This window comes from Streptomyces mabaensis (assembly GCF_053763515.1).
In genome coordinates this window covers 129,964-155,550 of the sequence record NZ_JBSOPZ010000010.1, presented here as the reverse complement: position 1 = coordinate 155,550, position 25,587 = coordinate 129,964, and the positions used below count along the sequence as shown (strand labels likewise).

Genomic DNA, 25,587 nt, shown 5'->3' with positions numbered 1-25,587 from the left:
CGTACGGGCGAGTCAGGAGGCGAAGAGGCGGACGGGCCGGGCCGCGTGGTGTTCGGCGCCGATCTCCAGCAGGGGTGCGGAGGCGGCGGGCAGGGCGTCCGTACCTTCGACGTGTGCCCGCCGCGCGGCCGCAACGGCGCGTGCGGCGACGGTGTCGAGTTCGGGTGCGAGCCGGGCGAGTACCCCGGTGGCGTCGAACGGGTCGAGGCTGAGCAGGCGTACGGTCGCGGTGGCCGGGCCGCTGACCGTTTCGTACGTGACGATGTGCGCGGCGTCCTCGGGGCCGAGCCCGGCGGCGCGGGCGGCCAGGCCCAGTACGACGGGCTGATGGGCGCCCCGCGGCAGCGCCGCGGCGAGGTCGTCGAGCGCGGGCGCGGACCAGACGGTCCGCGCGGCGCGCATCATCTGCCGGCCGAGGCGGCGGCCGGCGGTACGCAGTGCGGGTGAGGGGGTACGGGCGTCGGCGGCCGCGTCCAGGACGAGCGGGTCGAGGCCGAGGGCCGCCGCGGCGGCCAGCGCGGCGGAGACGAGACCGGTGGTGTGGAGCCGGCCGCGGCAGAAGTCCTCCAGGGTTGCGGCGTCGCGGATCCGGCCGGCCTGCACGGCGGCTTCGGCGCCACCGGAGTGGGCGTGGCCGCCCGCCGGGAACCGGCCGTCGGCCAGCACCAGCAGGGTGGCCCGGCCGGTCGTGGACGCGCCTGCGCCGTTCATCACCGCACCCCGTGATCAGAAGAGGAAGTAACGCTGGGCCATGGGGAGTTCGACAGCGGGCGCCGGCTCGACCGCTTCGCCGTCGATCGTCACCGTGAAGGTGTCGGAGTCGACCTCCACCCGCGGGCGGGCGTCGTTGTTGCGCATATCGGCCTTGGTGACACCGCGGGTGTTCTTGATCGCCACGAACCGCTTGCCGAGCCCCAGGCGTTCCGGCAGCCCGTCGTCGAGAGCCGCCTGGGCGACGAAGTTGAAGGAGTTGGCCGCCGGTGCACGGCCGTTGGCGCCGAACATCGGGCGGGGCAGTACCGGCTGCGGGGTCGGGATGGAGGCGTTGGCGTCGCCCATCTGCGCGTAGGCGATCTGCCCGCCCTTGATGACGAGCTGCGGTCTGACACCGAAGAAGGCCGGGTCCCAGAGGACCAGGTCGGCGAGCTTCCCGGTCTCGACGGAGCCGATCTCGTGGTCCAGGCCCTGCGCGACGGCCGGGTTGATCGTGTATTTGGCGACATAGCGACGGGCCCGGTGGTTGTCGGCGCGGCCGTCGCCCGGCAGGGCGCCACGTCGTTTCTTCATGACGTGCGCCGTCTGCCAGGTGCGCAGGACGACCTCACCGATCCGGCCCATGGCCTGGGAGTCGGAGGAGATGATCGAGACGGCACCGAGGTCGTGCAGGATGTCCTCGGCGGCGATGGTGCTGGGCCTGATCCGGGACTCGGCGAACGCGAGGTCCTCGGGGACGGCCGGGTTGAGGTGGTGGCAGACCATCAGCATGTCGAGGTGTTCCTCGATGGTGTTGACGGTGTGCGGGCGGGTCGGATTGGTCGAGCTCGGCAGCACATGGGGCTCCGAGACGACGGTGATGATGTCCGGCGCGTGCCCGCCTCCGGCGCCCTCGGTGTGGTACGCGTGGATGGTCCGGCCGGCGACGGCGGCGAGGGTGTCGGCGACGAACCCGGCCTCGTTGAGGGTGTCGGTGTGGATGGCCAGCTGGGCGCCGGTCTCCTCGCAGACGCTCAGGCAGGCGTCGATGACGGCCGGGGTCGCCCCCCAGTCCTCGTGGATCTTGAACCCCAGTGCTCCGCCGCGCAGTTGGGAGTGCATGGCGTCGCGGGACATGGTGTTGCCCTTGCCGAGCAGTCCGATGTTCACGGGGTGGGCCTCCAGCGCCGCGAACATCCGCGCGAGATGCCAGGGTCCGGGGGTGATGGTGGTGGCCTTGGTGCCTTCGGCGGGTCCGGTGCCGCCGCCGACGAGCGTGGTGATTCCGGAGGCGAGGGCTTCATCGAGCAGGGTCGGCGAGATGAAGTGGACATGGGCGTCGATGGCGCCCGCGGTGAGGATCTTCCCGTTGCCCGCGATGATCTCGGTCTCGGGACCGATCACCAGGTCCGGGTGTACGCCGTCCATGGTGTCGGGGTTTCCGGCCTTCCCGAGGCCGGTGATCCGGCCGTCGCGGATGCCCACGTCGGCCTTGACGACGCCCCAGTGGTCGAGGACGACGACGCCGGTGATGACGGTGTCGGGCGCGCCCTCGGCGCGGGTCGTCCGAGCCTGTCCCATCGACTCGCGGATGACCTTGCCCCCGCCGAAGACCGCCTCGTCGCCGGCCCGTCCGGGACCGCCGGCCCGGTCCTGCTCGATCTCGATGAGCAGGTCGGTGTCCGCGAGCCGGATTCGGTCACCGGTGGTGGGGCCGTACAGATCGGCGTACACGGCACGGTCCAGGTGCAGCTCACGCATCGAGCGCCCCTCCCGTCTCGCCGCGCAGGCCGTGCACCGTACGCAGGCCCGCCAGGGGAACGAGCTCCACGGTGACCGGGATGCCCGGCTCGAAGCGGGTCGCGGTGCCGGCGGCGATGTTCAGCCGCAGGCCGTGCGCCGCTGTGCGCTCGAACCGCAGACCGGGGTTCACCTCGGCGAAGTGGTAGTGCGAGCCGACCTGGACGGGCCGGTCGGCGGCGTTCAGCACGGTGAGACGAGTGACGGGCCGGCCCTCGTTGAGGGTCACGGGCCCGTCGGCGTAGAGGACTTCGCCCGGGATCATCGGCGCACTCCCCCTCAGACGATCGGATCGTGGACGGTGACCAGCTTGGTTCCGTCCGGGAAGGTCGCCTCGACCTGGACGTCGTGGATCATCTCGGGGATACCGTCCATGACATCGTCACGCGTGAGGACCTTGCGCCCCGACGACATGAGTTCCGCGACGGTACGTCCGTCGCGGGCGCCCTCCATGATGTGCGAGCTGATGAGCGCGATCGCCTCGGGATGGTTCAGCCGGAGCCCGCGCGCCCTGCGCCTCTCGGCCACGTCGGCGGCCACATGGATGAGCAGCCTCTCCTGCTCGTGCGGCGTCAGTTGCACGGGTCCCACCTCACTGTCGGTTCCGGCGAGTGTCGACAGCTCGCAGCCAGGCGTTGCAGGTTAGGACGCCAGTTTTTCCAACGCGTTAACTGATGTTTCGGTCACCCATGCGCCCGTCAGCTCTCGTGTCCCGCCGGGCGGTCACCCGCGCCCGGGTCACGATGCTCCGCCGCGATGCCGAAGCGGTGCCGTTCGCCCGGAGCGGACGTCAGCGAGCGGACCGAGGAGACCGAGCTGATCACCTGCTCCTCCGCCGGCTCCGCGGCGGATTCGAGTCGTTGCAGGTCAGCGGCGGAGACCAGCGCCACCAGGGGCTTCCCGTGACGTGTCACCACGACTCGCTCGCCCCCGTAGACGACGCGGTTGATCAGTTCGGCGAGCTCTGCGCGGGCTTGCGTCACCGGAATCTCGTAGGCCATGCTCCCATCATAACGTCATGTACATCCTGTACATTTTTGACAGAGCGCGCCGCAGTACGAGAGGAACGCCATGAGCCGGTCCATCGCCCGCCACGTCCTGCCCGAGTTCACCGAGCGCACCACCACCGGGACCCGCACCCTCGACCCGTACTCCAAGCTGCTGGGCGAGCGCATCGTCTTCATGGGAACCCCGATCGACGAGACCGCGGCCACCGATGTCGTCGCGCAGTTCATGTATCTGGAGCACGCCGGGCCCGACCAGGACATCTCGCTCTACATCAACTCTCCCGGCGGCTCCTGGGCGGCGATGTCCGCCATCTACGACACGATGCAGTTCGTCGCCTGCGACGTGGAGACGATCTGTCTGGGCCAGGCCGCCTCCTCCGCCGCCGCACTCCTGGCAGCCGGCACACCGGGCAAGCGACTGGCCCTGCCGGGCGCCCGGGTGCTGATCGACCAGCCCGCCATGCCGGAGCCGGTGCGGGGGCAGCCCTCGGACCTCGAGATCCAGGCGCGGGAGCTGCTGCGGGAGCGCGAGATGCTCACCCGGATGCTCGTACGGCACACCGGGCAGAGCGCGGAACGGATCTCGGCGGACATCGAGCGCGACACGGTCTTCGACGCCGAAGGCGCCCGGGAGTACGGACTCGTGGACCGGATCGTGCACAGCCGCAAGGGCACCCCGACGGTCCTCGGCTCGAGGTGAGACCCGGATGCTGCCGGAACTCCCGCCGCTGCCCGCCCTGACGCGCGCCGAGGGCGAGTTGGTGGACCGCTACCTGGAAGTCGTCGACCTGCTGGGCCGGATCAATCCGGCCCGGGGCGGCGACACGTACAGCTGCCTGCGAGCGGCGCAGGCCCTCGTGAGCAGGGCGGCGGCCCTGCGCGACGCCCTGACGGTCATGCACCGGCGGGGCGAGAGCGAGGTGTACGAGCAGACGCTGACCCGCGCGCTGCGCGTCCTCGACGGGGAGCGCCGCACCGCGCGCGTCACCATGCCGCCGCTGTCGGAGACTTGAGAGAACGACACGCCGAACCACACGCACGGAGTACGGGAATCGATACTCCTTTCGGCTTATCGACGAGGAGCCAGACGGACCATCCGACTTGCACAACGCGCCTGTACGCAGAGCGGAATGGATCGTTCCGCCGCTGGTCCAGGCCTCCTCGCACTCCGCGGCGGGAGGCCGGAAGTACCTCCGTCCACCCGAACGGGTCAGCGGTGAGGAACCCCACATACGTCCGTTTCCGCTCGGATTTTCGGGCGGTTATGAGTCAAGATCCCTGGGACGACAAGCCCCCGCCACCGCGGCGGGGCGGTCCGGGCGGACGCCGAGTCCTGCCGCCGTCCCGGATGCCTGGTCGACAAGAGTGGATCGGCAGGAGTGGAGGACCCAAGTACTACGGGGTGGCCGGAACATGGTCATTCCTTGGGGTGAAGCCGTCTTCGACGGCCGGGCAACTTCGCCAGCCCGAACCCGACAGGTCATCCTTCACAGGCGGCTGACGAAGGGTTGCGCATGTCTGCGCAGAACACTGTCCCGTCTCTGCTGTCCCGGGCCGGCGCCGCATCGGCGCTCACCCTCGCCGCCGTCGGCGGCACCATGCTGGCGCCGGGCGCCGTGCCGGAAGCCCAGGCCGCCGCGTCGTACGCGACGAAGGCCCTGAACGTGGCAGCCTCCAAGAAGGGGGCGCCGTACAAGTACGGAGCGGTGGGACCGAAGCGCTTCGACTGCTCGGGGCTGACGCTCTACTCGTACAAGAAGGCCGGGAAGGCACTGCCCCGCACCGCGGCACAGCAGTACAACAAGACCCGCCACATCTCGGCGTCCCAGCGCAAGCAGGGCGACCTGGTCTTCTTCCACTCCGGCAGGAACGTCTACCACGTCGGGATCTACGCCGGTAAGGGCAAGATCTGGCACTCCCCCAAGACCGGTGCGGTCGTGCGGCTGGAGAAGATCTGGTCGAAGAGCGTCTGGTACGGCCGGGTGCGCTGACGGCTGCGGACTCCCCACGGAGGGCGGTACGTTGTCCGTCCGGCGGTACTGACCGCACACATGTCCGAGGGAGACCCGTGTCATTTCTCAATCCGGTACGGCACATCACGTTCGACGCGCACGATCCGTACACGCTGGCCGAGTTCTGGTCCGCGCTGACCGGATACGCGATCGACGGCGACAAGCCGGGTGACGACGAAGTGCTGATCGTCGCGGGCCGGGACGGGATCCCCGGGCTGCTCTTCATCCGGGTACCGGAGGGCAAGACCGTCAAGAACCGCGTCCACCTCGACATCCAGCCGCCTTCCGGCACGCGGGACCAAGAGGTGGAGCGGCTTGCCGGACTCGGTGCGTCGGTCGTGAGTGACCGGCGTACCGAGGACGGGCTCGGCTGGGTCGTGATGGCGGACCCCGAGGGCAACGAGTTCTGTGTGGAACGCGGCGCGGCGGAGCGCGGGCCGGCCTGATCTCCCGGCCGGTGGCGCAGGGCCGGACACCCCTGTGGGATCCGGGCGGCTCAGGGCGCTTCGGTCACGGGTTCGGGCACTGCTTCGGGGACCACGGGGGCCGGCACCGACTCCGGCTGCCGGGCCGCGGCGGTCCACGGCAGCGCGATCCAGACGGTCTTGCCGCCGTCCTCGGTGGGGGCGACGGACAGCCGGCCACCGCACTCGGCTGCCAGCCAGCGGATGATGACCATGCCGCGCCCGTTGTCCTGCTGAACGGCCGCCGGAAGCCGCTTCGGCCAGCGGGGGTGGCTGTCGGTGACGCCGATGTGCAGCTCTTCGTCGCGCTCCAGCCGGAGATCCACGGTGAAGGTGGGCGACTGGCCGAAGGTGTGCTGCACGGCGTTGGTCGCCAGCTCGGAGACGATCAGCCGTACCGTTTCGGCGGTCCCGTGTCCGGCGGGAAGGCCCCACGCGGAGAGAACGTCGGCGACGTATCTCCGGGCGGCGGAGACCGAGACGGGATCGCTCGGCAGAGTGACGGATGTTTCCTGGTGGTCTGCCATGGCGACGCTGTCCCTTTCCCACCGGGGCCGGACTGAGGCTTCGTGACGGATGAACTCGAAGACGGTCCCGGATACGTGCTTCGCGCCAGCGTGCCACTCATGCCGTCGCCGCGGGTGGCGATCCACCAGGATGTGCGGTCAACTGTCGCTCGAAGCGGTGAACTCTGCTACGGAAGAGCGTATTTGGGCGGCGGCGCGGTGGCCAGAATGGTGCCGACCGCCTGCGCGATCTCCTGATCCGTCAGATCCGCGCGCGCGGTCAGCCGCAGCCGGGAAATGCCGTCGGGTACGGACGGCGGCCGGAAGCAGCCCACGAACAGGCCCGCCGCGCGACAGTCGGCGGCCCACTGCAGCGCCGCCCCCGCCGACGGAGCCCGTACGGACACCACGGCGGCGTCGGGCCTCGCCGCGGTCAGCCCGGCGGCGGTCAGCCGGTCGTACAGGGTGGTGGCCACCGTGCGGGCATGGGCGGCCAGTTGGGGTTCGTTGCGCAGCAGCCGCAGGCTTCCCAGCGCGGCGCCGGCCGCCGCGGGCGCGAGTCCGGTGTCGAAGATGAAGGTGCGCGCGGTGTTCACCAGATGGTCGATGACCTTGGCGGGACCGAGCACCGCCCCGCCCTGGCTGCCCAGCGACTTGGACAGGGTCAGCGTCGCCACCACGCCGTCCGCGCCGGCCAGGCCCACGGCGTGCAGGGCGCCCCGGCCGCCCTCGCCGAGGACGCCGAGGCCGTGCGCGTCGTCGACCAGCAGTGCGGCGCCATTGTCACGGCAGGCGGCGGCGTGCTCGGTCAGCGGCGCGGCGTCACCGTCGACGGAGAAGACCGAGTCGGTGACGGTGAGGGCCCGTCCGGGGTGCGCCTCGAGTGTCTTGCGCACGGCGTCGGGATCGGAGTGCGGGACTACGGCCGTCTGCGCGCGTGAGAGCCGGCAGCCGTCGACGATGGACGCGTGGTTCCCGGCGTCCGAGACGATGAGCGAGCCGCGCCCGGTCAGCGCGGTGACCGCGGCGAGGTTCGCCGCGTAGCCGGAGGACAGGACGAGCGCGGCCTCGAAGCCGCAGAACTCCGCAAGCTCCCGCTCCAGCGTGGCGTGCAGTTCGGTGGAGCCGGTCACCAGCCGCGATCCGGTCGCTCCGGCCCCCCAGCCGCGGGCCGCGTCGGCCGCCGCCGCGGTGATCTCCGGGCGGTGCGCGAGCCCCAGGTAGTCGTTGCTCGCCAGGTCGAGAAGCGCGGATTCGGCGGGGCGGGGACGCAGCGTGCGTACGAGACCGGCCCGTTCGCGCTCGTGCGCCGCTTCGTCGATCCAGTCGAACACGTCCTGGGCCATGGATGAGTCCTCGCGGTTTGTGGGCTGTCGACAGACCCTAACGGGCCCGGTCTGCTGTCAGGGTGTGGCAATACACACACCTCGAAGGGGCTCCGTTGTGCGATCTCTCCTTGGCCGGGGGCGGTGCCGTAGGCCAGGATCGGGGGCATGGATCTGCTGACCACGCTGGTGGACAAGGGGCTGCGGCGCGAACTGCCGACCCGCGAAGAGGCGCTCGCCGTACTGGCGACTTCGGACGACGAACTGCTCGACGTGGTGGCCGCGGCCGGCAAGGTGCGCCGCCAGTGGTTCGGGCGGCGGGTGAAGCTCAACTATCTGGTCAACCTGAAGTCGGGCCTGTGCCCCGAGGACTGTTCGTACTGCTCCCAGCGGCTCGGCTCGAAGGCCGAGATCCTCAAGTACACCTGGCTGAAGCCCGACGAGGCCTCCAAGGCCGCCGCCGCGGGTGTGGCCGGCGGCGCCAAGCGCGTCTGCCTGGTCGCCAGCGGCCGCGGGCCGACGGACCGTGACGTGGACCGGGTGTCGCAGGCCATCGAGGCGATCAAGGAGCAGAACGAGGGCGTCGAGGTGTGCGCCTGCCTCGGGCTGCTCTCGGACGGCCAGGCGGAGCGGCTGCGGGCCGCCGGCGCCGACGCGTACAACCACAACCTGAACACGTCCGAGGGGACGTACGGGGAGATCACGACCACCCACACGTACGCGGACCGGGTGGAGACCGTCCAGCAGGCCCAGGCGGCCGGGCTGTCGGCCTGCTCGGGGCTGATCGCCGGGATGGGCGAGAGCGACGAGGACCTGGTCGACGTCGTCTTCGCGCTGCGCGACCTCGACCCGGACTCGGTCCCGGTCAACTTCCTGATCCCGTTCGAGGGCACCCCGCTGGCCAAGGAGTGGAACCTCACTCCGCAGCGGGCGCTGCGCATCCTCGCCATGGTCCGGTTCGTCTGCCCGGACGTGGAGGTACGGCTCGCGGGCGGTCGCGAGGTGCATCTGCGCACGCTCCAGCCGCTCGCCCTGCACCTGGCCAACTCGATCTTCCTCGGCGACTACCTCACCAGTGAGGGCCAGGCGGGTCAGGCCGACCTGGAGATGATCGCGGACGCCGGTTTCGAGGTCGAGGGCACCGGCACGACCACACTGCCCGAGCACCGGGCCGACGCGCTCGCCGCCGCCGAAGGCTGCGGATCGCACGGAGGCGGCGGCTGCGGGCCGTGCGGCTCCTCGGCGGAGTCCGAGGTTCCGGCGGCGGAGGTGCCGGCCGCTCAGGTGCCCACGGCTCAGGCGCCGGGCGAGGTGCCGGGCGCTCGTACGGACCTCGTCGCGGTCCGTCGCCGCGGCGCCGGGACGGACCTCGCGCCCAATGCCTGATCCGCTGTCCCCCGGCGAGCTGCTGGACCTGGACCGGCAGCATGTCTGGCATCCGTACGGCCCGATGCCCGGCCGGCAGGAGCCGCTCCTCGTCGGTTCGGCGTCGGGCGTACGGCTGCGGCTGGAGCAGCCCGCGCACGGCCAGGACGAACTGGTCGACGGCATGTCGTCGTGGTGGTCGGCGATCCACGGCTACAACCACCCGGTGCTCAACGACGCGGCCCGCGGCCAGCTGGACCGGATGAGCCATGTGATGTTCGGCGGCCTCACGCACGAGCCCGCCGTCCGGCTCGCCGCCAAGCTGGTGGAGATCACCCCGGCCGGGCTGGAGCACGTCTTCCTGGCCGACTCCGGATCGGTCTCGGTCGAGGTCGCGGTGAAGATGTGCCTGCAGCACTGGCGCTCGGTGGGCCGGCCGGGCAAGCAGCGGCTGCTCACCTGGCGCGGCGGCTATCACGGTGACACCTGGCAGCCGATGTCGGTGTGCGATCCCGAGGGCGGCATGCACGAGCTGTGGTCCGGAGCGCTGCCCCGTCAGGTGTTCGCGGACGCGCCGCCGGCCGGCTTCGACGCCGCGCCGGACCCGGCGTACGTACAGCACCTGACGGACCTCGTCGCCCGGCACGCGGACGAGCTGGCCGCGGTGATCGTGGAACCGGTTGTGCAGGGCGCGGGCGGGATGCGCTTCCACTCCCCCGGCTATCTGCGGGTGTTGCGCGAGCTGTGCGACGCGCACGACGTGCTGCTGGTGCTGGACGAGATCGCGACCGGGTTCGGGCGTACGGGCGCGCTGTTCGCGGCGGACCATGCCGGGATCTCGCCGGATGTGATGTGCGTGGGCAAGTCGCTGACCGGCGGCTACCTCACGCTGGCGGCGACGCTGTGTTCCTCACGGGTGGCCGACGGGATCTCGCGGGGCGAGGTGCCGGTGCTGGCCCACGGGCCGACGTTCATGGGCAATCCACTGGCCTCGGCGGTGGCGCTGGCCTCGATCGACCTGTTGCTGGGTCAGGACTGGCGCCAGGAGGTCAAGCGGATCGAGACGGGCCTGCGGAACGGCCTCGCGCCGGCGGCATCCCTTCCGGGCGTGCGGGACGTACGCGTACTCGGCGCGATCGGTGTCGTCCAGCTGGATCACGGCGTGGACATGGCCGCGGCGACGCGGGCCGCCGTGCGCGAGGGCGTGTGGCTGCGGCCGTTCCGGGACCTGATCTACACGATGCCGCCGTACGTCACCGGTGACGAGGACGTGGCCCGCATCGGCCGCGCCGTGTGCGCGGCCGCCGCAGCGGGTTAGGGCCCGCTGCGCGGCGGGCCCGAGAAACAAGACGCCCGAGAGGCAAGACGCAGGAAGGACGGTGGACGGCGATGGCCGTGGTCGTGGTCAGCGGAACCGGGACGGAGATCGGCAAGACCGTCGTCACCGCCGCGGTGGCGGCGACGGCGCTGGCGGCCGGCCGGTCCGTCGCGGTACTGAAACCCGCGCAGACGGGACTGGCGCCCGGCGAGCGGGGCGACGCGGCGGAGGCGGCCCGGCTGGCGGGTGAGCTCACCGCCGTCGAACTCGCCCGCTTCCCGGAGCCGTTGGCACCCGATACGGCCGCGCGGCGGGCCGGGCTCGCGCCGGTGCACCCGCAGGAGGTGGCCGAGGCGGCGGAGAAGCTCGCCGCCGAACACGACCTGGTACTGGTCGAGGGCGCGGGCGGGCTGCTCGTACGGTTCGACGAGGCGGGGTCCACGCTCGCCGACGTGGCCCGGCTGCTGCGCGCGCCGGTCCTGGTGGTGGCCCCGGCCGGGCTCGGCACGCTCAACTCCGTGGCCCTGACCTCGGAGGCCCTGCGGGCACGGGAGTTGGAACCGCTGGGGATCGTGATCGGCAGCTGGCCGGCCGTGCCGGATCTCGCCGCGCGGTGCAATCTCGCCGACCTGCCGTCGATGGCCGGCGCGCCGCTGATCGGGGCCGTACCCGAGGGCGCGGGTGCGCTGGCTCCCGCGGAGTTCCGGGCGCGGGCCGCGAGTTGGGTGAGCCCGGGGCTCGGCGGTGTCTGGGACGCGGACGCGTTCACCGCGCAGGCCGGACCCGGCGCCTGGTCCGCGTGACCCGGATCTAGGCTGGCCCTCATGCGAGCACGAGTGGACGAGATCGTCTTCGACTGCGCCGATCCGGCGGCCCTGGTGCGCTTCTGGGCCGCCCTGCTCGGCGGCGAGCCGGTGGACCGCAGCGAGGAGTGGTCGTACATCGACCCGCCGGGGTTCACCCGGGTCGCCTTTCAGCGGGTCCCCGAGGGCAAGGCCGCCAAGAACCGGCTCCATCTCGACCTGGACGCGGGCGACGTCGACGCGGCGGCCGACGAGGCGGTCCGGCTGGGCGCGGTCAGGGTCGGCGGCATGGTGACGGACGATCACGGTCACTTCCAGGTGCTGCGCGACCCGGAGGGCAACGAGTTCTGTTTCGTACAAGGATGACGCGCCTGGTCCGGGGGGACAATTGACGGTATCCGTCCGTTCACCGGAGGAGGACCCGTCATGCCGCTGCGCAGCACCAAGGTGCCCCGGGACGTCGTGCATCATCCGCTGTTCGCCCGCTTCTACGCCCGGTTCAGTGTGGCCGCGGATCTCAGAGCGGGGGTGGCCGCCCACCGCGAGGAGCTGCTCACGGGACTTTCCGGCCGGGTGATCGAGATCGGCGCGGGTAACGGCCTGAACTTCGCCCACTACCCGGTCACCGTCTCCGAGGTCGTCGCGGTCGAGCCGGAGCGCACCCTGCGCCGGCTGGCCGTGAGCGCGGCGATGCGGGCGGAGGTTCCGGTGGATGTGGTGCCGGGCGCCGCGGAGGCGCTGCCGGTCAAGAGCGAGGCGTTCGACGCGGCCGTGGTGTCGCTGGTGCTGTGCACCGTACGGGACCTGCCGCGGGCGCTCAGCGAGATCCGGCGCGTCCTGCGTCCCGGCGGCGAGCTGCGGTTCTTCGAGCACGGGGTGGCCCGGGGGCGGGCGATGGCCACGACCCAGCAGGCACTGGACCGTACGGTGTGGCCGCTGCTCTTCGGCGGCTGCCACACGGCGCGGGACCCGCTGGCCGCGATCGAGGCGGCGGGCTTCGAGCTCGACGGCTACCGCAGGCTGAAGGTCCCCGAAACGGGGATCACGCTTCCGACGTCGTCCTGCGTGCTGGGCACGGCCCGGCGGCCCCCGGTCGTGGACTGATCCGGGCCTGCGGGGTGGTCGGTCACCGGGTCCACCGCCGCAGTTCGTCGGCGATCGCCCGCACGTCCGCCCGGCCGTCCTTGACCAGGCGGGCCAGATCGCGGACCTGGGCGGGCGAGGTGGTCACCTTCAGACCGCCGGCGACGAGATAGGCGTACGCGACGGCGAAGGCGAACATGGCGTTGGACCGCTCCAGGGCCGGGACGTGCAGCAGCAGTTGCAGCAGCGAGGCGGCACGCGCCTGCGGATCGCCGTAGACAGGGACGCCGAATATCTCCGCGTCATGCCGGCTGACGGCGGCGACCAGGGCGCCCCAGTCGGTGACCTGCGGATCGCCGGGTGTCCTGTGCTCGGCGATCATGAGCAGCCAGGCGAGATCGATCTTGAGGCTCAACGGCGCCCTTCGCGCTCCGCGCCGAACTCCTCGGCGAACACCGACTCGTAACTCTTCATGAAGTCCGCGGCCGCCTCGACAAAGGTGCGGCCGGCCTCGCCCGCGTCCTGGCGGACGAGTTCCTCGATGTAACGGTTGACGCTCATGCCGCGTTGCTGGGCGCGGCTGCGCGCCGCTTCGGCGGTGGTTTCGTCCACCCGTACGTTCAGCTGAGTCTTCGCCACACTCCTAAGCTAGCGCGAGAGCGCTATCACCGACAAGAGTCCCGGGCTGGCCACCACTCCGATGCCCCTTACATGTTTCGCCCGGAACCCCACCTGGGAGGGATACCGAAGTCCCGTCCGCCCCTCTACCCTCGGTGGGCATAACGGGAGTTGGGGCGGCCACAAACGGGGAGGCGGCCATGTCCACACCTGCTGCGGCGCACGCCGAGGACCACGCGGGCCGGGTGCCGGTGGCCGCGCGGGCCCGGGCGCTGACCAAGGCGTACGGGACCGGCGAGACGACCGTACTCGCCCTGGACGCCGTCGATGTGGACATCTCGCGCGGCCGGTTCACCGCCGTGATGGGGCCCTCCGGGTCCGGCAAGTCCACCCTGATGCACTGCCTGGCGGGCCTCGACACGGTCTCCGCCGGGCAGGTGTGGCTGGGCGACACCGAGATCACCGGGCTGAAGGAGCGCGAGCTGACCCGGCTGCGGCGGGACCGGATCGGCTTCATGTTCCAGTCGTTCAACCTGCTGCCCACGCTCACGGCCGCGGAGAACATCACGCTCCCCATGGACATCGCGGGGCGCAGACCCGACGCGCCGTGGCTGGAGCGGGTCATCGACACCCTCGGGCTGCGCGACCGGCTCGGGCACCGGCCGGCCCAGCTGTCGGGCGGTCAGCAGCAGCGGGTGGCCTGCGCCCGCGCGCTCGCGTCCCGGCCCGAGCTGATCTTCGCGGACGAGCCCACCGGAAACCTCGACTCCCGTGCCGGCGCCGAGGTACTGGCCTTCCTGCGGGAGGCCGTCGACCGGCTCGACCAGACGGTGGTGATGGTGACGCACGATCCCGGCGCCGCCGGGCACTCCGATCTGGTGCTGTTCCTGGCGGACGGCCGGATCGTCGACAGGATGCCGCAGCCCACCGCGGAGGCGGTGCTCGAACGGATGAAGCGGTTCGACGGACTGCGTTCCGACCCGCGGGGAGAGGCTGAGGCCGGGTGCTGAAGGCGACGCTGCGGAGCTTCTTCGCCCACAAGGGGCGGCTGCTGCTGTCCGCGCTGGCCGTGATCCTGTCGGTCGCCTTCGTCGCAGGCAGCCTGATCTTCTCCGACACGGTCACCCGGACGTTCGACCGGCTGTTCGCCTCCACCTCGGCGGATGTGACCGTGGGCCCGAAGGAGGGCGTCAGCGGAAACCTGCCCTCGGGCGCGGTCGAGACCGTGCCCGCGAGCCTCGCCGAGCGCATCGGCGCGGTCGAGGGGGTGGCCGCCACCCACGTCGACGCCGCGGTGGAGAACATCACGGTCGTCGACCGGAACAACGATCCCGTCGGGCCGACGACGGGCGCGCCGACCATCGCCACCAACTGGTACGTCACCGAGCGCAGCCCGGTGAAGCTGACCAGCGGGCGGGAGCCGCGCGGCGCGGGCGAGGCGCTGCTCGACCGGGACACCGCCGACAACGAGAAGGTCCGGATCGGCGACACGCTCACCGTCCTGGCCCGGCCGGGCTCCTTCAGGGTGGAGATCGTCGGCATCGCCACCTTCACGACCACCAATCCCGGCGCCGCCCTGGTCTTCCTCGACACCCCGACCGCGCAGACCAAGCTGCTGGGCAGGGCGGGCGTGGCGACCGCGATCTCCGTGGACGCGGCTCCCGGCGTCAGCGATGCCGTACTCAAGGAGCGCGTCGCGGCCGCGGTCGGTGACGCGTACGAGCTGCGGACGGCCGACGAGCAGGCCGAGTCGGCCGCGGCCCAGCTCGGCGGCTTCCTCGACGTCATCAAGTGGGTGATGCTCGGATTCGCCGGGGTGGCGGTCCTGGTGGGCGTGTTCCTGATCGTCAACACCTTCTCGATGCTCATCGCGCAGCGCACCCGCGAGCTGGGTCTGATGCGCGCGCTCGGCGCCGACCGCCGCCAGGTGCGCAGGTCCGTGCTGACCGAGGCGCTGCTGCTCGGCCTGGTCGGCTCGACGCTGGGGCTGGCCACGGGGATCGGGCTGGCGGCCGGCCTGATCGCTCTGATGGGGCTGCTCGGGATGAACCTGAGCGCCGCCGAGATGGTCGTCGGCTGGGGCACTCCGGTGTCGGCGTACGTGGTCGGGCTCGGCGTCACCTTCCTTGCCGCGTATCTGCCGGCTCGCCGCGCGGGCCGGGTCTCGCCGATGGCCGCGCTCGCGGACGTCGAAGTCGCGGGCGTAGGCAAGCCGCTGAAGGTGCGGGCGGTGGTGGGCGCGCTGGTCGGCGCGGCCGGTGCGGCGGCGCTCGCCGGGTGCGCGGCGAGCGACGACACCTCGTCGGCGGCCTCGCTCCTGGGGCTCGGCGTGGTCCTCACCCTGATCGCGACGGTCGTCGCCGGACCGCTGCTGGTGCGGCCGGTGATCAGGGTGCTGGGCGGGGCGTTCCCCCGCGTGTTCGGCTCGGTGGGGCGGCTGAGCCAGCGCAACGCGCTGCGCAATCCGCGCCGCACCGGGGCGACGGCGGCCGCGCTCATGGTGGGACTCGCGCTGGTGGGCGGCCTCTCCGTGGCCAGTGCCTCGATGGCGCAGTCCTTCGACGACCAGATCGACAAGACCCTGGGCGCCGATTTCGTCGTACAGAACAGCAACTTCCTGCCCTTCCCGCAGGAGATCACGCGGAAGGTCCAGGACGTCGACGGGGCCGGCCTGGTGGTGCGGCAGCGGTTCGCCCCCGTCGAACTGCGACTGCCGGACGGCAGGCGCGTCGAGACGACCGCCGCGGGCTACGACCGGGAGCTCGACGAGGTCGCCCGGGTCACCTACGCGGAAGGGGACACGCCCGCCGCGCTCGCCGCGGGCGGCGTCGCCATGGACCGGGAGTTCGCCGCGGAGCACGGCCTCGGGCTCGGGGCCACTGTGCCGGTGACCTTTCCGGGCGAGCGCGCCGCCCGTCTGACGGTCGCCGCCCTGACCGACCAGGACGCGCCGAGCGGCCCCGGCATGGAGGGCGGACTGTTCCTGGGCCTGGAAACGGTGGAGAAGTATCTGCCGGGGGGCCAGGACGCGGCGCTGTACGTGAACGCCGCACCCGGCGCGGACGAACAGCGGCTGCGCGAGAAGCTGGAGGCCGCCCTCGATCCGTATCCCCAGGTACAGGTCCGCGACCGGGCCGATTACAAGGAACTGATCCGCGATCAGATCGCCGTGATGCTGAGGCTGGTCTACGGACTGCTGGCGCTGGCGATCATCATCGCGGTGCTGGGCGTGGTGAACACGCTCGCCCTGTCCGTCGTGGAGCGGACCCGGGAGATCGGGCTGCTGCGGGCCATCGGGCTCTCCCGGGGCCAGATGCAGCGGATGATCCATCTGGAGTCGGTGGTGATCGCCGTGTTCGGTGCGCTGCTGGGGCTCGGCCTCGGGCTGGTGTGGGGCCTCGCCGTCCAGCAGGTGCTGGCGCTGGAAGGCATGAAGGCTCTGGCCGTGCCGTGGCCGACGATCGTCGCGGTGGTGGCGGGCTCGGTCGTGGTCGGCCTCGCCGCGGCGGTGCTGCCGGCGCTGCGGGCGGCGAGGATGAACGTGCTGGCGGCCATCGCACATGAGTGAGCCGCCTGTGCCCGGACCCTTGGAGCGTCCAGCACCAGCGTCGGAGCGTCGGACTGCCGTGCGCGGGGGCACAGCGCCACGAGTTCGGCGTGCGAACCCACCTGCGGGAGAACCGGCGCGGGCGCACCGGCCTGGACTCCGCGTACGTGCTGCATGCCACCGAGCGGGGCAGCGACTTCGCTCGCGGCGAGACCTGGGCCGTTCACGGGGCGTGGAGCGGCAACCACCGTCATGTCGCCGAACACGACAGCACCGGCATCCGGCTGCTGGGCGGCGGCGAGCTCTTCCTCCCGGGGGAGATGCGCCTCGCCGGCGGTGCCGAGTACCCTCAACACCTGGGAGCAGGCGTCCGCACACGGGGAGGCGCACCCGGAGAACACGCGCAGACCGTCGCCGTCTACCGCATGCTCCAGGAGATCAAGGCAGCCCACCCGGACCTGGAGATCGAGAGCTGCGCCGCCGGCGGCGGGCGGATCGACCTCGGCATCCTCGAGGTGACCGACCGGGTGTGGGCGTCGGACGTCAGCGACCCGTTGGAACGCCAGCGGCTCATGCGCTGGACCGGCCAGCTGCTGCCCACCGAGTTGCTGGGCTCCCACATCGCCTCGCCCCATTCGCACACGACGAGTCGCCGACACGACCTGTCCTTCCGTGGGGCGACGGCGCGCTTCGCACATCTCGGGGTCGAGTGGGACGGTGTGGCGGGGGCCGGACCCGGCCGACGGCATCTGGACCCACGGGGTCGTCGCCAAGGGCCGGTCAGAGGGCCTTTACGAGATCGCTTCCCTCACCTGGTGTGCGACGGGCGCTCCGCCCCATGCCCGCCTTGCGGTCCCGATTCGCGGCTCCGGTACCGGGTGCGGCCACTCGTCGTCGGTGCGCTGCCGGCCGGCTTCTCCCCTCCCACGTGATGGGACGAGGACGGCTTCGAAGCGCCCGGATCCGCCCTGACGCGCGTCGGACTGCAGGTGCCGGTCATGCACCCCGAGCACTCGGTCGTCATCCACATGCGGGAAGGAGGAGTCGCTATCTTGCTGGACATGGTGAATGCGAAGGTCAGCGCTGCTCTGCGCCGCCTCGGAGTCGGTCATGACGCGACGCTCATATATCTGGCTCTGCTCGAGCTGGCGCCCGTCCCGCTGAGCGCTGCCGCCGCCGCGGCGGGACTCGACGAGAAGGAACTGGCTTCCTCCTACGCCGAGTTGGTAGCCGCCGGCCTCGTCAGCTTCGCGGCCGACGACCAGGACGTCGTGGCCCCCGTCCCGCCGGCCTCCGGACTGCAGGCCCTCGGTAGTCACCGGGTGGCCGAGATCGACGAGTCCCGCATCACCGTCGCCCGCGCCTTCGACTCCTTCCGGCGGCAACGACTCGCCTCCTACAGCAACGACCTGGTCGAAGTCGTGACGGGAGAGGATATCGGCCCACGGGTCCGGCAGGCCTGGGTCAGCGCCCAGGAGCAGATCCGCCAGTTCGACACCCCGCCCTACTTCCCTCTCACCGGCGGGCTCGACGACGCGCTGACCACCCTCGAGCGCGGCATCACTCAACGCGTCCTGTACTCACGCGCTTCGCTGGAGCACCCCGGCCATCTCGTCGAGATCATCGAACCGTGCATCGCCGCCGGTGAGCAGGCACGTGTGCTGCCGTCACTCCCGGTCAAGCTGATCATCATCGACGACGCGTACGCGCTGGTGTCGTTGTCGATCAGGGAGAGCGAGGTGCACAACACCATGCTGATCGTCCAGCCGAGCGGGCTGTACTCGGCCCTCGTGGCGCTGTTCGAGCAGTCATGGCAGAACGCACTGCCCTTCCAGGGCCGCGATCCGCGGCCCCAGCGTCTGCTCCCCGCCGACCGCAGACTTCTGACGCTGCTCTCGGGCGGCGTCTCGGACGACTACATCGCCCAGCAACTCGGCATCAGCCGCCGCACACTCTTCCGCCGCGTGGAGGTGCTGATGACGAGGCTGGGCGCAACGACCCGGTTCCAGATGGCGCTGCAGGCACAGCGCCGCGGATGGCTGTGACCTATCGTTCGGTGAAGCGAACGATCTGGTCACACCCCCCCACCCCTCCTCTCCTCGTCATTGACACTGGCTGGCGGAGAGCCCTAGCCTCAAGTCGTTCGATAAACCGAACGGAAGAGGGGCGATGAACGGAACACACGCGGTCGTGATCGGCGCGGGAATCGTCGGTGCCGCGTGCGCCCGTGAACTGGCCCTCTCTGGATTCCACGTCACGGTCCTCGACCGCGGCGCCCCGGCCGGTGCGACGACCTCGCACGGGGAGGGGAACATCCTGGTGTCCGACAAGGGCCCCGGGCCGGAACTCCTGCTCGCACAGCTCTCCCGCAGGCTCTGGCCGGAAACCCTGGCCGCCGTAGCCGAACGCTCCGACCGCGGCGCCCGTGCGGTTGCCGCGGTCGAGTGGGAACCCAAGGGCGGCATCGTGGTGGCCACCACGGAAGCAGGTGCCGTCGCTCTCACCGGGTTCGCCCGCGACCAGCGCGCGGCCGGGGTACGGGCCGAGGCCCTCGACGCCGCGGCTCTCGCCGACGCCGAACCGCACCTCACCCGCGACCACACCGCGGCACTGCACTATCCCGACGACGCGCAGGTCCAGCCCGCCGGCGCCGCCGTCGCCCTGCTGACCGACGCGCTCGTGGCCGGAGCGTGCCTGCGGACCGGGTGCGATGTGCTCTCCGGCGTCGTCACAGCCGGCCGGCTCACCGCCGTGCACACGAGAACCGGTGTCGTGAAGGCCGACATCTTCGTCAACGCCTCCGGTCCATGGTCCGGTGAGCTCGCCGCCCGGCTCGGTGCCCCGATCTCCGTCAGACCACGCCGCGGGGACATCCTCGTCACCACTCCCCTGCCGCCGACGGTCTTCCACAAGGTGTACGACGCCGACTACGTCGGCGCTGTGGGCAGCAGCGCGGAGGACCTCCAGACCTCGGCTGTCGTCGAGTCCACGCGCGCCGGAAGCATCCTGCTCGGCTCGTCGCGCCGCCGGGTCGGCTTCGACGACCGGCTCCGGCCCCACGTCCTTTCCGCGATCGCCGCCAAGGCGCTGCGGCTCTTCCCCTCCCTGGCCGACGTCGCCGTCATGCGGTCCTACGGCGGGTTCCGTCCCTATGTGGACGACCACGTGCCGGTCATCGGACCCGACCCACGGCTGGCCGGCCTGTGGCATGCCACCGGCCACGAGGGTGCCGGCATCGGACTGGCCCTCGGGACCGCAGTCCTCGTACGCGACCTGATGCTCGGCGAGCCGACCGAGATCGACGCCGACTCCTTCCGGGTCGACCGCCCGGCCGTGCTGGGCGCGGCGGACGACAGGAACAGCGGTGACGAGAAGGCGGAAAAGAACGAGCGGACCGAGCAGGAGGACACAGCATGAGCCCCCGACGAGTGCCGGCCGGATCCGACGCGGTCGAGCGGCGTGACCGCCCGCTGCGGATCACGGTGGACGGCGAACCCCTGGACGGCGCACACGGTCAGACCGTCGCCGGCGTACTGCTCGCCTCCGGCCGGCAGTCCTGGCGGCAAGGCCCTTCCGGCGCGCCCCGCGGCGTGTTCTGCGGGATCGGTGTCTGCTTCGACTGCCTCGTCACGGTCAACACCGAGCGCGACGTCCGCGCCTGCCGCAGGCGGGTCCGCGACGGCGACGTCGTGACCACCCAGTCCCATGCCACCGCACAGGCAGCGGAGGAATCATGAAGCGCCGTCATGTCGCCGTCGTCGGTGCCGGACCGGCGGGTCTCGCCGCGGCGCACACCGCACTGGGAGCAGGCGCCGAGGTGACGCTCATCGATGCGGAGGAGCAGCCGGGCGGCCAGTACCACCGCACCCTCTCCGACGCCTGCGGTGCCGAACACCCCGAGCGGCTGCAGCACGACTGGCCCGCCTTCGAACGGCGGCGCCGGCAGGTGCTGGGCCACCCGCGCTGCACCTGGTGGTCTCAGACTGTGGTGTGGGCGCTGGAGCAGCCGGCACCGGGCGAGCCTGGGGCTCCGCGGGTGCACGTCCTGCACGGCCCGGCCGACGGAACCGCACGGCAGCGCCGGGAGATCGTTCCCGACACCCTCGTCCTCGCCACCGGTGCCCATGACCGTGTGCTGCCGTTCCCGGGCTGGGACCTGCCCGGCGTGTACACCGCCGGCGCCGCCCAGGCGCTGGCCAAGGGGGAACGGGTCGTCGTCGGCGACCGCGTGGTCGTGGCCGGCAGCGGTCCGTTCCTGCTCCCCGTGGCCGCGTCCCTGCTGGAGGCAGGCTCGCGGGTGCTGGAGATCCTGGAGGCCAACGGCCCCGCCACCATGGCGCGTGGCTGGTCACGGCGCCCCTGGGAGCTCGCCGGGAAGACGGGCGAACTCGCCGCGTACGCCGGGGCTCTGGCCCGCCACCGGGTGCCGTTCCGCGTCGGTCGTGCCGTGGTCGAGGCCCGTGGCGACGGCCGGGTGGAAGAGGTCGTCAGCGCGCGCCTGCGCCCGGACTGGTCGGTGGTGCCCGGCAGCGAACGGACCACCTCGGTGGACGCCCTGTGCGTCGCCCACGGTTTCAGCCCTCAGCTGGAGCTCGCAACGGCCGCCGGGTGCGACCTGCACCGCGCCTACGGAGGCGAGTTCGTCGAGGTCGACGACGACCAGCGCACCAGCCGTCCGGCCGTGTACGCCGCCGGCGAGATCACCGGTGTCGCCGGTGCCCCGGCCGCGCGTGCGGAGGGCGCGCTCGCCGGGTGGTTCGCGGCGGGGGGCGAGCCGACAGCATCCGGTCTGGCCCCTCTGCGCCGGCGACGGCACCGAGGCCGCGCATTCGCCGAACGACTGGCCGCGGCCCACCCCATCGGCGCCGCGTGGCCCGGCTGGCTGCGCCCGGAAACGGTGATCTGCCGTTGCGAGGAGACGGACTACGCCTCCCTGTGCCGGGCGGCTGCCGAAGCGGCGGGCTCCGGCAGCCGGGCCGCCAAGCTGGCGACGCGCGCCGGGCTCGGCCCGTGCCAGGGCCGGATGTGCGGCCCGACGGTCGCCGAGCTCACGGCCCGGCTGCGCGGCGCCCCCACACCGGGCCCCGTCGACGGATCGCCCGGCGAGGGCTCCGTCGACGGGCTGCCTCCCATGAGCCCGCACCGCCGGCCGATCGCCCAGCCCATCCGGCTGGGTGAGCTGGCCGCGCCCTGCGAGCCCGCCGACTCCCCCGATCCGACCACCTGAGTTCAGCCGTACCGCCGTCAGGCGCGCCCGAACTCCCCTCGTTTCCCACGTCGTCCGTCGTCCGCGCGTCCCGTCACCCAGGAGACCGATCATGAGCAGCACAACTCCCCACAAGAGCCGCCTCACCGGCGTCGTCGTCGCCACCGCACTCCCTTACTACGAGAGCGCGTCCGCCCCGGCAGGCCTGGCCGTCGACCTCGACCGCTACGCAGAGCACTGCAAGTGGCTGGTGGACAGCGGCTGCGACGGCGTCGGCCCGAACGGGTCCCTGGGCGAGTACTCGTCCCTGACCGACGAGGAGCGCCGCACGGTGGCGCGTACCGCGATCGAGGCAGTCGGCGGTTCCGGCACTGTTGTCGTCGGGGTCCACGGCGCCGGTTCGCACCAGGCACGCCACTGGGCGGAGGTCGCGGCGGAAGACGGCGCGGACGGTGTGCTGTGCCTGCCTCCGACGATGTACCGGGCCAACCGCTCCGAGGTCGTCGCGCACTTCGAGGCCGTGGCCTCGGTCGGGCTGCCCGTGATGGTCTACAACAACCCCATCGACACCAAGGTCGACCTGACGCCCGAACTGCTGGCCGAAATCGCGCAGATCGACAATGTGGTGGCGGTCAAGGAGTTCTCCGGCGATGTACGCCGCGTGCTGGAGATCCGGGAGCACGCACCCGGCGTCGAGGTGATCTCCGGCGCCGACGACGTGGTGCTGGAGAGCCTGCTGATGGGGGCGACCGGCTGGTTCGCCGGGTTCCCGAACGTCTTCCCCACGGAGTCGGCGCGGCTGTTCGAGCTCGCCACCGCCGGCAAGCTGGAGGAGGCCCGCGCGCTGTACGAGCCGCTGGTCGCCGCCTTCCGCTGGGACAGCCGTACGGAGTTCGTCCAGGCGATCAAGCTCGGCATGGAGCAGGTGGGCCGGTACGGCGGCCCGTGCCGCCCGCCGCGCGGCCCGCTTTCGCCGGCCCAGCGCGAGCAGGTCGAGGCCGACATGGCGCGTGCGATCGCCTCGCTCGAGAGGCGGTCCGCCTGATGCGGTCCGTGCGCACGATCAGCGCCGTCGACTCCCACACCGAGGGCATGCCCACCCGGGTGGTGACCGGCGGTGTCGGTCCCATCCCCGGTGACACGATGGCCGAACGCCGCCGCTACGCGGTCGAGCACCTGGACCCGCTGCGCCGGTTCCTCGTCGACGAACCGCGCGGCCACGCCGCGATGAGCGGCGCGATCCTCCAGCCGCCGACCAGGCCGGACGCCGACTGGGGAGTCCTGTACGTCGAGGTCAGCGGCTTCCTGCCGATGTGCGGGCACGGCACCATCGGCGTGGCGACCGTCCTCGTGGAGACCGGGATGGTCATGGTGACCGAGCCGGAGACCGTGGTCCGCCTCGACACCCCCGCCGGACTGATCGAGGCCCGGGTCACCGTCATCGACGGCGTCGCCGAACGGGTCACCCTGCGCAACGTCGACTCGTTCGTCACCGAACTGGACGCGACCGTGGAGGTCCCCGGCCTCGGGGCCGTGACCTACGACATGGCGTACGGCGGCAACTTCTACGCCATGGTCGACCTGGACCGGCTCGGCCTGCCCTTCGACCGGGCGCACAAGGACGAGATCCTCGCGGCAGGCCTGTCGATCATGAAGGCGGTGAACGAGCAGCGGCGGCCGGTGCACCCCGTCGATCCGCTCATCGGCGGCTGCAAGCATGTGCAGTTCCTGGCGCCGGGCTCCGACGGCAAGCACTCACGCAACGCGATGGCCATTCACCCGGGCTGGTTCGACCGCTCACCGTGCGGCACGGGAACCTCGGCCCGGATGGCTCAGCTGCACGCGCGCGGCGAGCTGCCCCTGGACACCGGCTTCGTCAACGAGTCGTTCATCGGTACCACGTTCACCGGGCGGCTCGTGGCCGCCACGGAAGTGGGCGGACTGCCCGCGGTCGTTCCGGAGATCTCCGGCCGGGCGTGGATCACCGGGACGGCGAACTACCTGCTCGACCCCACCGATCCGTTCCCGCACGGTTTCGTTCTGTAGCGCCCCGTGCCGGAGGCCGGCCTCCCGCGGGGCCGGCCTCCCCTGCTCACCCCCGCTGTCGTCAGGAGACATTCGTCGTGTCCGGACCCGTTGAACAGAAGCAAGCCAAGCATCGCAAGGACCGAGCCCCCGAACGGTACGCGCCGAGCGTCGCGCTGACACCGGAACGTGCCATGTCAGCCGCCGCCACGGCCGCCCATGACTGGTCCCGCACCGAGCCGGCCGTCCGGGCGCGGGCACTGTCGGCTGTCGTGGACGCCCTCGAAGCCGCACGTGTGGAACTCGTCGCGATCGCCGCCGCCGAGACCCGCCTCGGTGAGGCCCGGCTGAACGGCGAACTGACCCGCACCACCTTCCAGCTGGCGTTCTTCGCGGACCAGTTGCGCTCCGGCGAGTTCCTCGACGTCCGCATCGACTTCCCGGACGGCGCCTGGCCGACCGGCCCGCGCCCCGACCTGCGCCGCTACCGGACCGCGCTGGGGCCGGTGCTGGTGTTCGCCGCAAGCAACTTCCCCTTCGCCTTCAGCATCGCGGGCGGCGACACGGCCTCGGCGTTGGCCGCCGGATGCCCCGTGGTGGTGAAGGCGCATCCCGGGCACCCGCGCCTCTCGCACCGTACGGCCCGGATCGTCAGCAGGGCACTGACCGAAGCCGGGGCCCCCGACGGGGCCTTCGCACTGGTGGAGGGCGAGGCGGAAGGCGTCGAGGCGCTGCGCCACCCCGCCCTGCGCGCCGCCGCGTTCACCGGATCCGAGCGGGGCGGCCTGGCTCTGGCGCGTATCGCGGCCGAACGCCCTGAGCCCATTCCGTTCTACGGCGAACTGGGCAGCGTGAACCCCGTGGTGGTCACCCCGGCGGCAGCGGATGCCCGCGGTCCGGATATCGCGCGAGGGTACGCCGCTTCCCTGACCCTCGGCGCCGGTCAGTTCTGCACCAACCCGGGCCTGCTCTTCGTACCGGCCGGCCACAGCATCGTCTACGAGCTCGCCCGGCACGTACGCGAAGTTCCCGCCGCGCCGATGCTGAACGGGCAGATCACCCAGGGATTCCTCCAGGAGGCCGGGAGACTGGCCGAGCTCGCCGACGTCCGCAAACTGGTCTGGCCGGACGACGACACAGCCCTGGCACCGCGTCTGCTCGCGCTCGACGGATCCGCTTTCGCAGTCGGCCTGCCGGAAGCCGCCCAGGAGTGCTTCGGCCCGCTCGGCCTGGTCGTCCTGTACGAGCGGCTCGAAGACGTACGGGAGATGGTGTCGGCACTGCCGGGACAACTCACGACAGCTCTCTACGCCGAACCGGGTGAGGTGGGCGAACTCGCGGATCTCGCGGTCGCGCTCACCGGCCGCAGCGGCCGGTTCCTGTGGAACGAATGGCCCACCGGCGTGTCCGTCACGCACGCGATGCAGCACGGCGGACCGTTCCCCGCCACCACCACTCCCACGATCACGTCGGTCGGCTCCGCGGCGATCGAGCGCTTCCTTCGGCCGGTGGCCTACCAGTCCTGCCCTGCGGACCTGCTGCCGCCACCACTGCGCGACGACAACCCGTGGAACGTTCCGCAGCGGATCAACGGCGGCTCGTGACACCTGCGGCGCCCCCACCGGGTCTTCGGACCTGGTGGGGACGCCGTGGACGGTTCGCCTGCGCGAAGGCGCTCTTCACGGCTGCGCTGCGACCGCCCCCCGATGCGTTGAGCACGCGAACCTGACGGGTCGAGGGGACGCGCGTTCCTCAATGCGCCACTGGCGGATATCGGCACCGTGCGGCCGTCGACAGGGATAGAACCACTGCTCA

Annotated in this window: 28 protein-coding genes and 1 riboswitch; of the genes, 19 read left to right on the top strand and 9 right to left on the bottom strand. The window is 71.7% G+C overall.

Annotated elements, in window-relative coordinates; translation table 11 throughout:
- Window positions 1–12: 12 nt before the first annotated feature.
- From ACWV17_RS11535 to ACWV17_RS11515, 5 genes are all read right to left on the bottom strand, one after another.
- Window positions 13–711 carry an urease accessory protein UreF gene (locus tag ACWV17_RS11535; RefSeq protein ID WP_455359569.1) on the bottom strand — a complete coding sequence of 233 codons (699 nt, stop codon included), beginning with the start codon at window positions 709–711 and terminating at the stop codon, window positions 13–15.
- Between the two features lie 15 nt (window positions 712–726).
- Window positions 727–2,454 (bottom strand): urease subunit alpha, encoded by a 1,728-nt coding sequence (locus ACWV17_RS11530; protein ID WP_455359568.1) that lies wholly within the window; start codon window positions 2,452–2,454, stop codon window positions 727–729.
- Entirely contained in the window at window positions 2,447–2,758 is a 312-nt protein-coding gene (locus tag ACWV17_RS11525) for an urease subunit beta (RefSeq protein WP_455351748.1), read from the bottom strand. The genes ACWV17_RS11530 and ACWV17_RS11525 overlap by 8 nt, the downstream gene beginning before the upstream one ends.
- Before the next feature lie 14 nt (window positions 2,759–2,772).
- A complete protein-coding gene (locus tag ACWV17_RS11520; RefSeq protein ID WP_455359567.1) occupies window positions 2,773–3,075 on the bottom strand; it encodes an urease subunit gamma in 303 nt (100 codons plus the stop codon).
- Between the two features lie 116 nt (window positions 3,076–3,191).
- A complete protein-coding gene (locus tag ACWV17_RS11515) occupies window positions 3,192–3,494 on the bottom strand; it encodes a type II toxin-antitoxin system Phd/YefM family antitoxin (RefSeq protein ID WP_455359566.1) in 303 nt (100 codons plus the stop codon).
- Between the two features lie 70 nt (window positions 3,495–3,564).
- On the opposite strand from ACWV17_RS11515, the gene ACWV17_RS11510 reads away from it, so the two are divergent.
- The 4 genes from ACWV17_RS11510 to ACWV17_RS11495 all read left to right on the top strand — a co-directional run bounded on the left by ACWV17_RS11510 (window position 3,565) and on the right by ACWV17_RS11495 (window position 5,958).
- Window positions 3,565–4,200 carry an ATP-dependent Clp protease proteolytic subunit gene (locus tag ACWV17_RS11510; RefSeq protein ID WP_455359565.1) on the top strand — a complete coding sequence of 212 codons (636 nt, stop codon included), beginning with the start codon at window positions 3,565–3,567 and terminating at the stop codon, window positions 4,198–4,200.
- Between the two features lie 7 nt (window positions 4,201–4,207).
- Window positions 4,208–4,513 (top strand): hypothetical protein, encoded by a 306-nt coding sequence (locus ACWV17_RS11505; protein ID WP_455351752.1) that lies wholly within the window; start codon window positions 4,208–4,210, stop codon window positions 4,511–4,513.
- Between the two features lie 326 nt (window positions 4,514–4,839).
- A riboswitch (cyclic di-AMP (ydaO/yuaA leader) is annotated at window positions 4,840–5,011 on the top strand.
- A gap of 3 nt (window positions 5,012–5,014) precedes the next feature.
- Window positions 5,015–5,491: a C40 family peptidase gene (locus ACWV17_RS11500; RefSeq protein WP_455351753.1), complete on the top strand. Its 477-nt coding sequence runs from the start codon at window positions 5,015–5,017 to the stop codon at window positions 5,489–5,491.
- Window positions 5,492–5,568: 77 nt separating this feature from the next.
- Window positions 5,569–5,958, top strand: coding sequence for a VOC family protein (locus ACWV17_RS11495; protein ID WP_455359564.1), 390 nt, complete (start codon window positions 5,569–5,571; stop codon window positions 5,956–5,958).
- A 50-nt stretch (window positions 5,959–6,008) separates the two neighbouring features.
- On the opposite strand, the gene ACWV17_RS11490 is transcribed toward ACWV17_RS11495, so the two are convergent.
- A complete protein-coding gene (locus tag ACWV17_RS11490) occupies window positions 6,009–6,503 on the bottom strand; it encodes an ATP-binding protein (protein WP_455351755.1) in 495 nt (164 codons plus the stop codon).
- A 167-nt stretch (window positions 6,504–6,670) separates the two neighbouring features.
- Window positions 6,671–7,828: an 8-amino-7-oxononanoate synthase gene (locus ACWV17_RS11485; protein WP_455359563.1), complete on the bottom strand. Its 1,158-nt coding sequence runs from the start codon at window positions 7,826–7,828 to the stop codon at window positions 6,671–6,673.
- A gap of 147 nt (window positions 7,829–7,975) precedes the next feature.
- On the opposite strand from ACWV17_RS11485, the gene bioB reads away from it, so the two are divergent.
- The 5 genes from bioB (at window position 7,976) to ACWV17_RS11460 (ending at window position 12,397) form a co-directional block, all read left to right on the top strand.
- Complete coding sequence (bioB, locus tag ACWV17_RS11480) at window positions 7,976–9,193, top strand: biotin synthase BioB (RefSeq protein ID WP_455359562.1); 1,218 nt, start codon at window positions 7,976–7,978, stop codon at window positions 9,191–9,193.
- Entirely contained in the window at window positions 9,186–10,490 is a 1,305-nt protein-coding gene (locus tag ACWV17_RS11475; RefSeq protein WP_455359561.1) for an adenosylmethionine--8-amino-7-oxononanoate transaminase, read from the top strand. The genes bioB and ACWV17_RS11475 overlap by 8 nt, the downstream gene beginning before the upstream one ends.
- Before the next feature lie 71 nt (window positions 10,491–10,561).
- Entirely contained in the window at window positions 10,562–11,293 is a 732-nt protein-coding gene (gene bioD / locus ACWV17_RS11470) for a dethiobiotin synthase (protein WP_455359560.1), read from the top strand.
- 21 nt (window positions 11,294–11,314) lie between these two features.
- Entirely contained in the window at window positions 11,315–11,659 is a 345-nt protein-coding gene (locus tag ACWV17_RS11465) for a VOC family protein (RefSeq protein ID WP_455359559.1), read from the top strand.
- A gap of 60 nt (window positions 11,660–11,719) precedes the next feature.
- The gene (locus ACWV17_RS11460; RefSeq protein ID WP_455351761.1) at window positions 11,720–12,397 is read left to right on the top strand and encodes a class I SAM-dependent methyltransferase; all 678 of its coding nucleotides are present in this window, start codon (window positions 11,720–11,722) and stop codon (window positions 12,395–12,397) included.
- 22 nt (window positions 12,398–12,419) lie between these two features.
- On the opposite strand, the gene ACWV17_RS11455 is transcribed toward ACWV17_RS11460, so the two are convergent.
- Window positions 12,420–12,791 (bottom strand): fic family toxin-antitoxin system, toxin component, encoded by a 372-nt coding sequence (locus ACWV17_RS11455; RefSeq protein ID WP_455351762.1) that lies wholly within the window; start codon window positions 12,789–12,791, stop codon window positions 12,420–12,422.
- The gene (locus tag ACWV17_RS11450; protein WP_455351763.1) at window positions 12,788–13,015 is read right to left on the bottom strand and encodes an antitoxin; all 228 of its coding nucleotides are present in this window, start codon (window positions 13,013–13,015) and stop codon (window positions 12,788–12,790) included. The genes ACWV17_RS11455 and ACWV17_RS11450 overlap by 4 nt, the downstream gene beginning before the upstream one ends.
- Window positions 13,016–13,194: 179 nt before the next feature.
- Between ACWV17_RS11450 and ACWV17_RS11445 the strand changes: the two genes are divergently transcribed.
- From ACWV17_RS11445 to ACWV17_RS11400, 10 genes are all read left to right on the top strand, one after another.
- Complete coding sequence (locus ACWV17_RS11445) at window positions 13,195–14,004, top strand: ABC transporter ATP-binding protein (protein ID WP_455359558.1); 810 nt, start codon at window positions 13,195–13,197, stop codon at window positions 14,002–14,004.
- Window positions 13,998–16,562, top strand: a complete 2,565-nt coding sequence (locus ACWV17_RS11440) for an ABC transporter permease (protein ID WP_455359557.1) — start codon at window positions 13,998–14,000, stop codon at window positions 16,560–16,562. Before ACWV17_RS11445 ends, ACWV17_RS11440 begins: the two co-directional genes overlap by 7 nt.
- Window positions 16,559–17,473: an alpha-galactosidase gene (locus tag ACWV17_RS11435; RefSeq protein ID WP_455359556.1), complete on the top strand. Its 915-nt coding sequence runs from the start codon at window positions 16,559–16,561 to the stop codon at window positions 17,471–17,473. The genes ACWV17_RS11440 and ACWV17_RS11435 overlap by 4 nt, the downstream gene beginning before the upstream one ends.
- Window positions 17,474–17,602: 129 nt before the next feature.
- Window positions 17,603–18,586: a LuxR family transcriptional regulator gene (locus ACWV17_RS11430; RefSeq protein WP_455351768.1), complete on the top strand. Its 984-nt coding sequence runs from the start codon at window positions 17,603–17,605 to the stop codon at window positions 18,584–18,586.
- Window positions 18,587–18,710: 124 nt separating this feature from the next.
- Window positions 18,711–19,958 carry an NAD(P)/FAD-dependent oxidoreductase gene (locus ACWV17_RS11425; RefSeq protein WP_455359555.1) on the top strand — a complete coding sequence of 416 codons (1,248 nt, stop codon included), beginning with the start codon at window positions 18,711–18,713 and terminating at the stop codon, window positions 19,956–19,958.
- Window positions 19,955–20,278, top strand: a complete 324-nt coding sequence (locus ACWV17_RS11420) for a (2Fe-2S)-binding protein (protein WP_455359554.1) — start codon at window positions 19,955–19,957, stop codon at window positions 20,276–20,278. The genes ACWV17_RS11425 and ACWV17_RS11420 overlap by 4 nt, the downstream gene beginning before the upstream one ends.
- A complete protein-coding gene (locus ACWV17_RS11415) occupies window positions 20,275–21,768 on the top strand; it encodes an FAD-dependent oxidoreductase (RefSeq protein WP_455359553.1) in 1,494 nt (497 codons plus the stop codon). The genes ACWV17_RS11420 and ACWV17_RS11415 overlap by 4 nt, the downstream gene beginning before the upstream one ends.
- A 91-nt stretch (window positions 21,769–21,859) precedes the next feature.
- Window positions 21,860–22,792, top strand: a complete 933-nt coding sequence (locus tag ACWV17_RS11410; RefSeq protein WP_455359552.1) for a dihydrodipicolinate synthase family protein — start codon at window positions 21,860–21,862, stop codon at window positions 22,790–22,792.
- Complete coding sequence (locus ACWV17_RS11405) at window positions 22,792–23,793, top strand: proline racemase family protein (protein WP_455359551.1); 1,002 nt, start codon at window positions 22,792–22,794, stop codon at window positions 23,791–23,793. The genes ACWV17_RS11410 and ACWV17_RS11405 overlap by 1 nt, the downstream gene beginning before the upstream one ends.
- Before the next feature lie 173 nt (window positions 23,794–23,966).
- Complete coding sequence (locus ACWV17_RS11400; protein WP_455359550.1) at window positions 23,967–25,376, top strand: aldehyde dehydrogenase (NADP(+)); 1,410 nt, start codon at window positions 23,967–23,969, stop codon at window positions 25,374–25,376.
- Window positions 25,377–25,587: the final 211 nt, after the last annotated feature.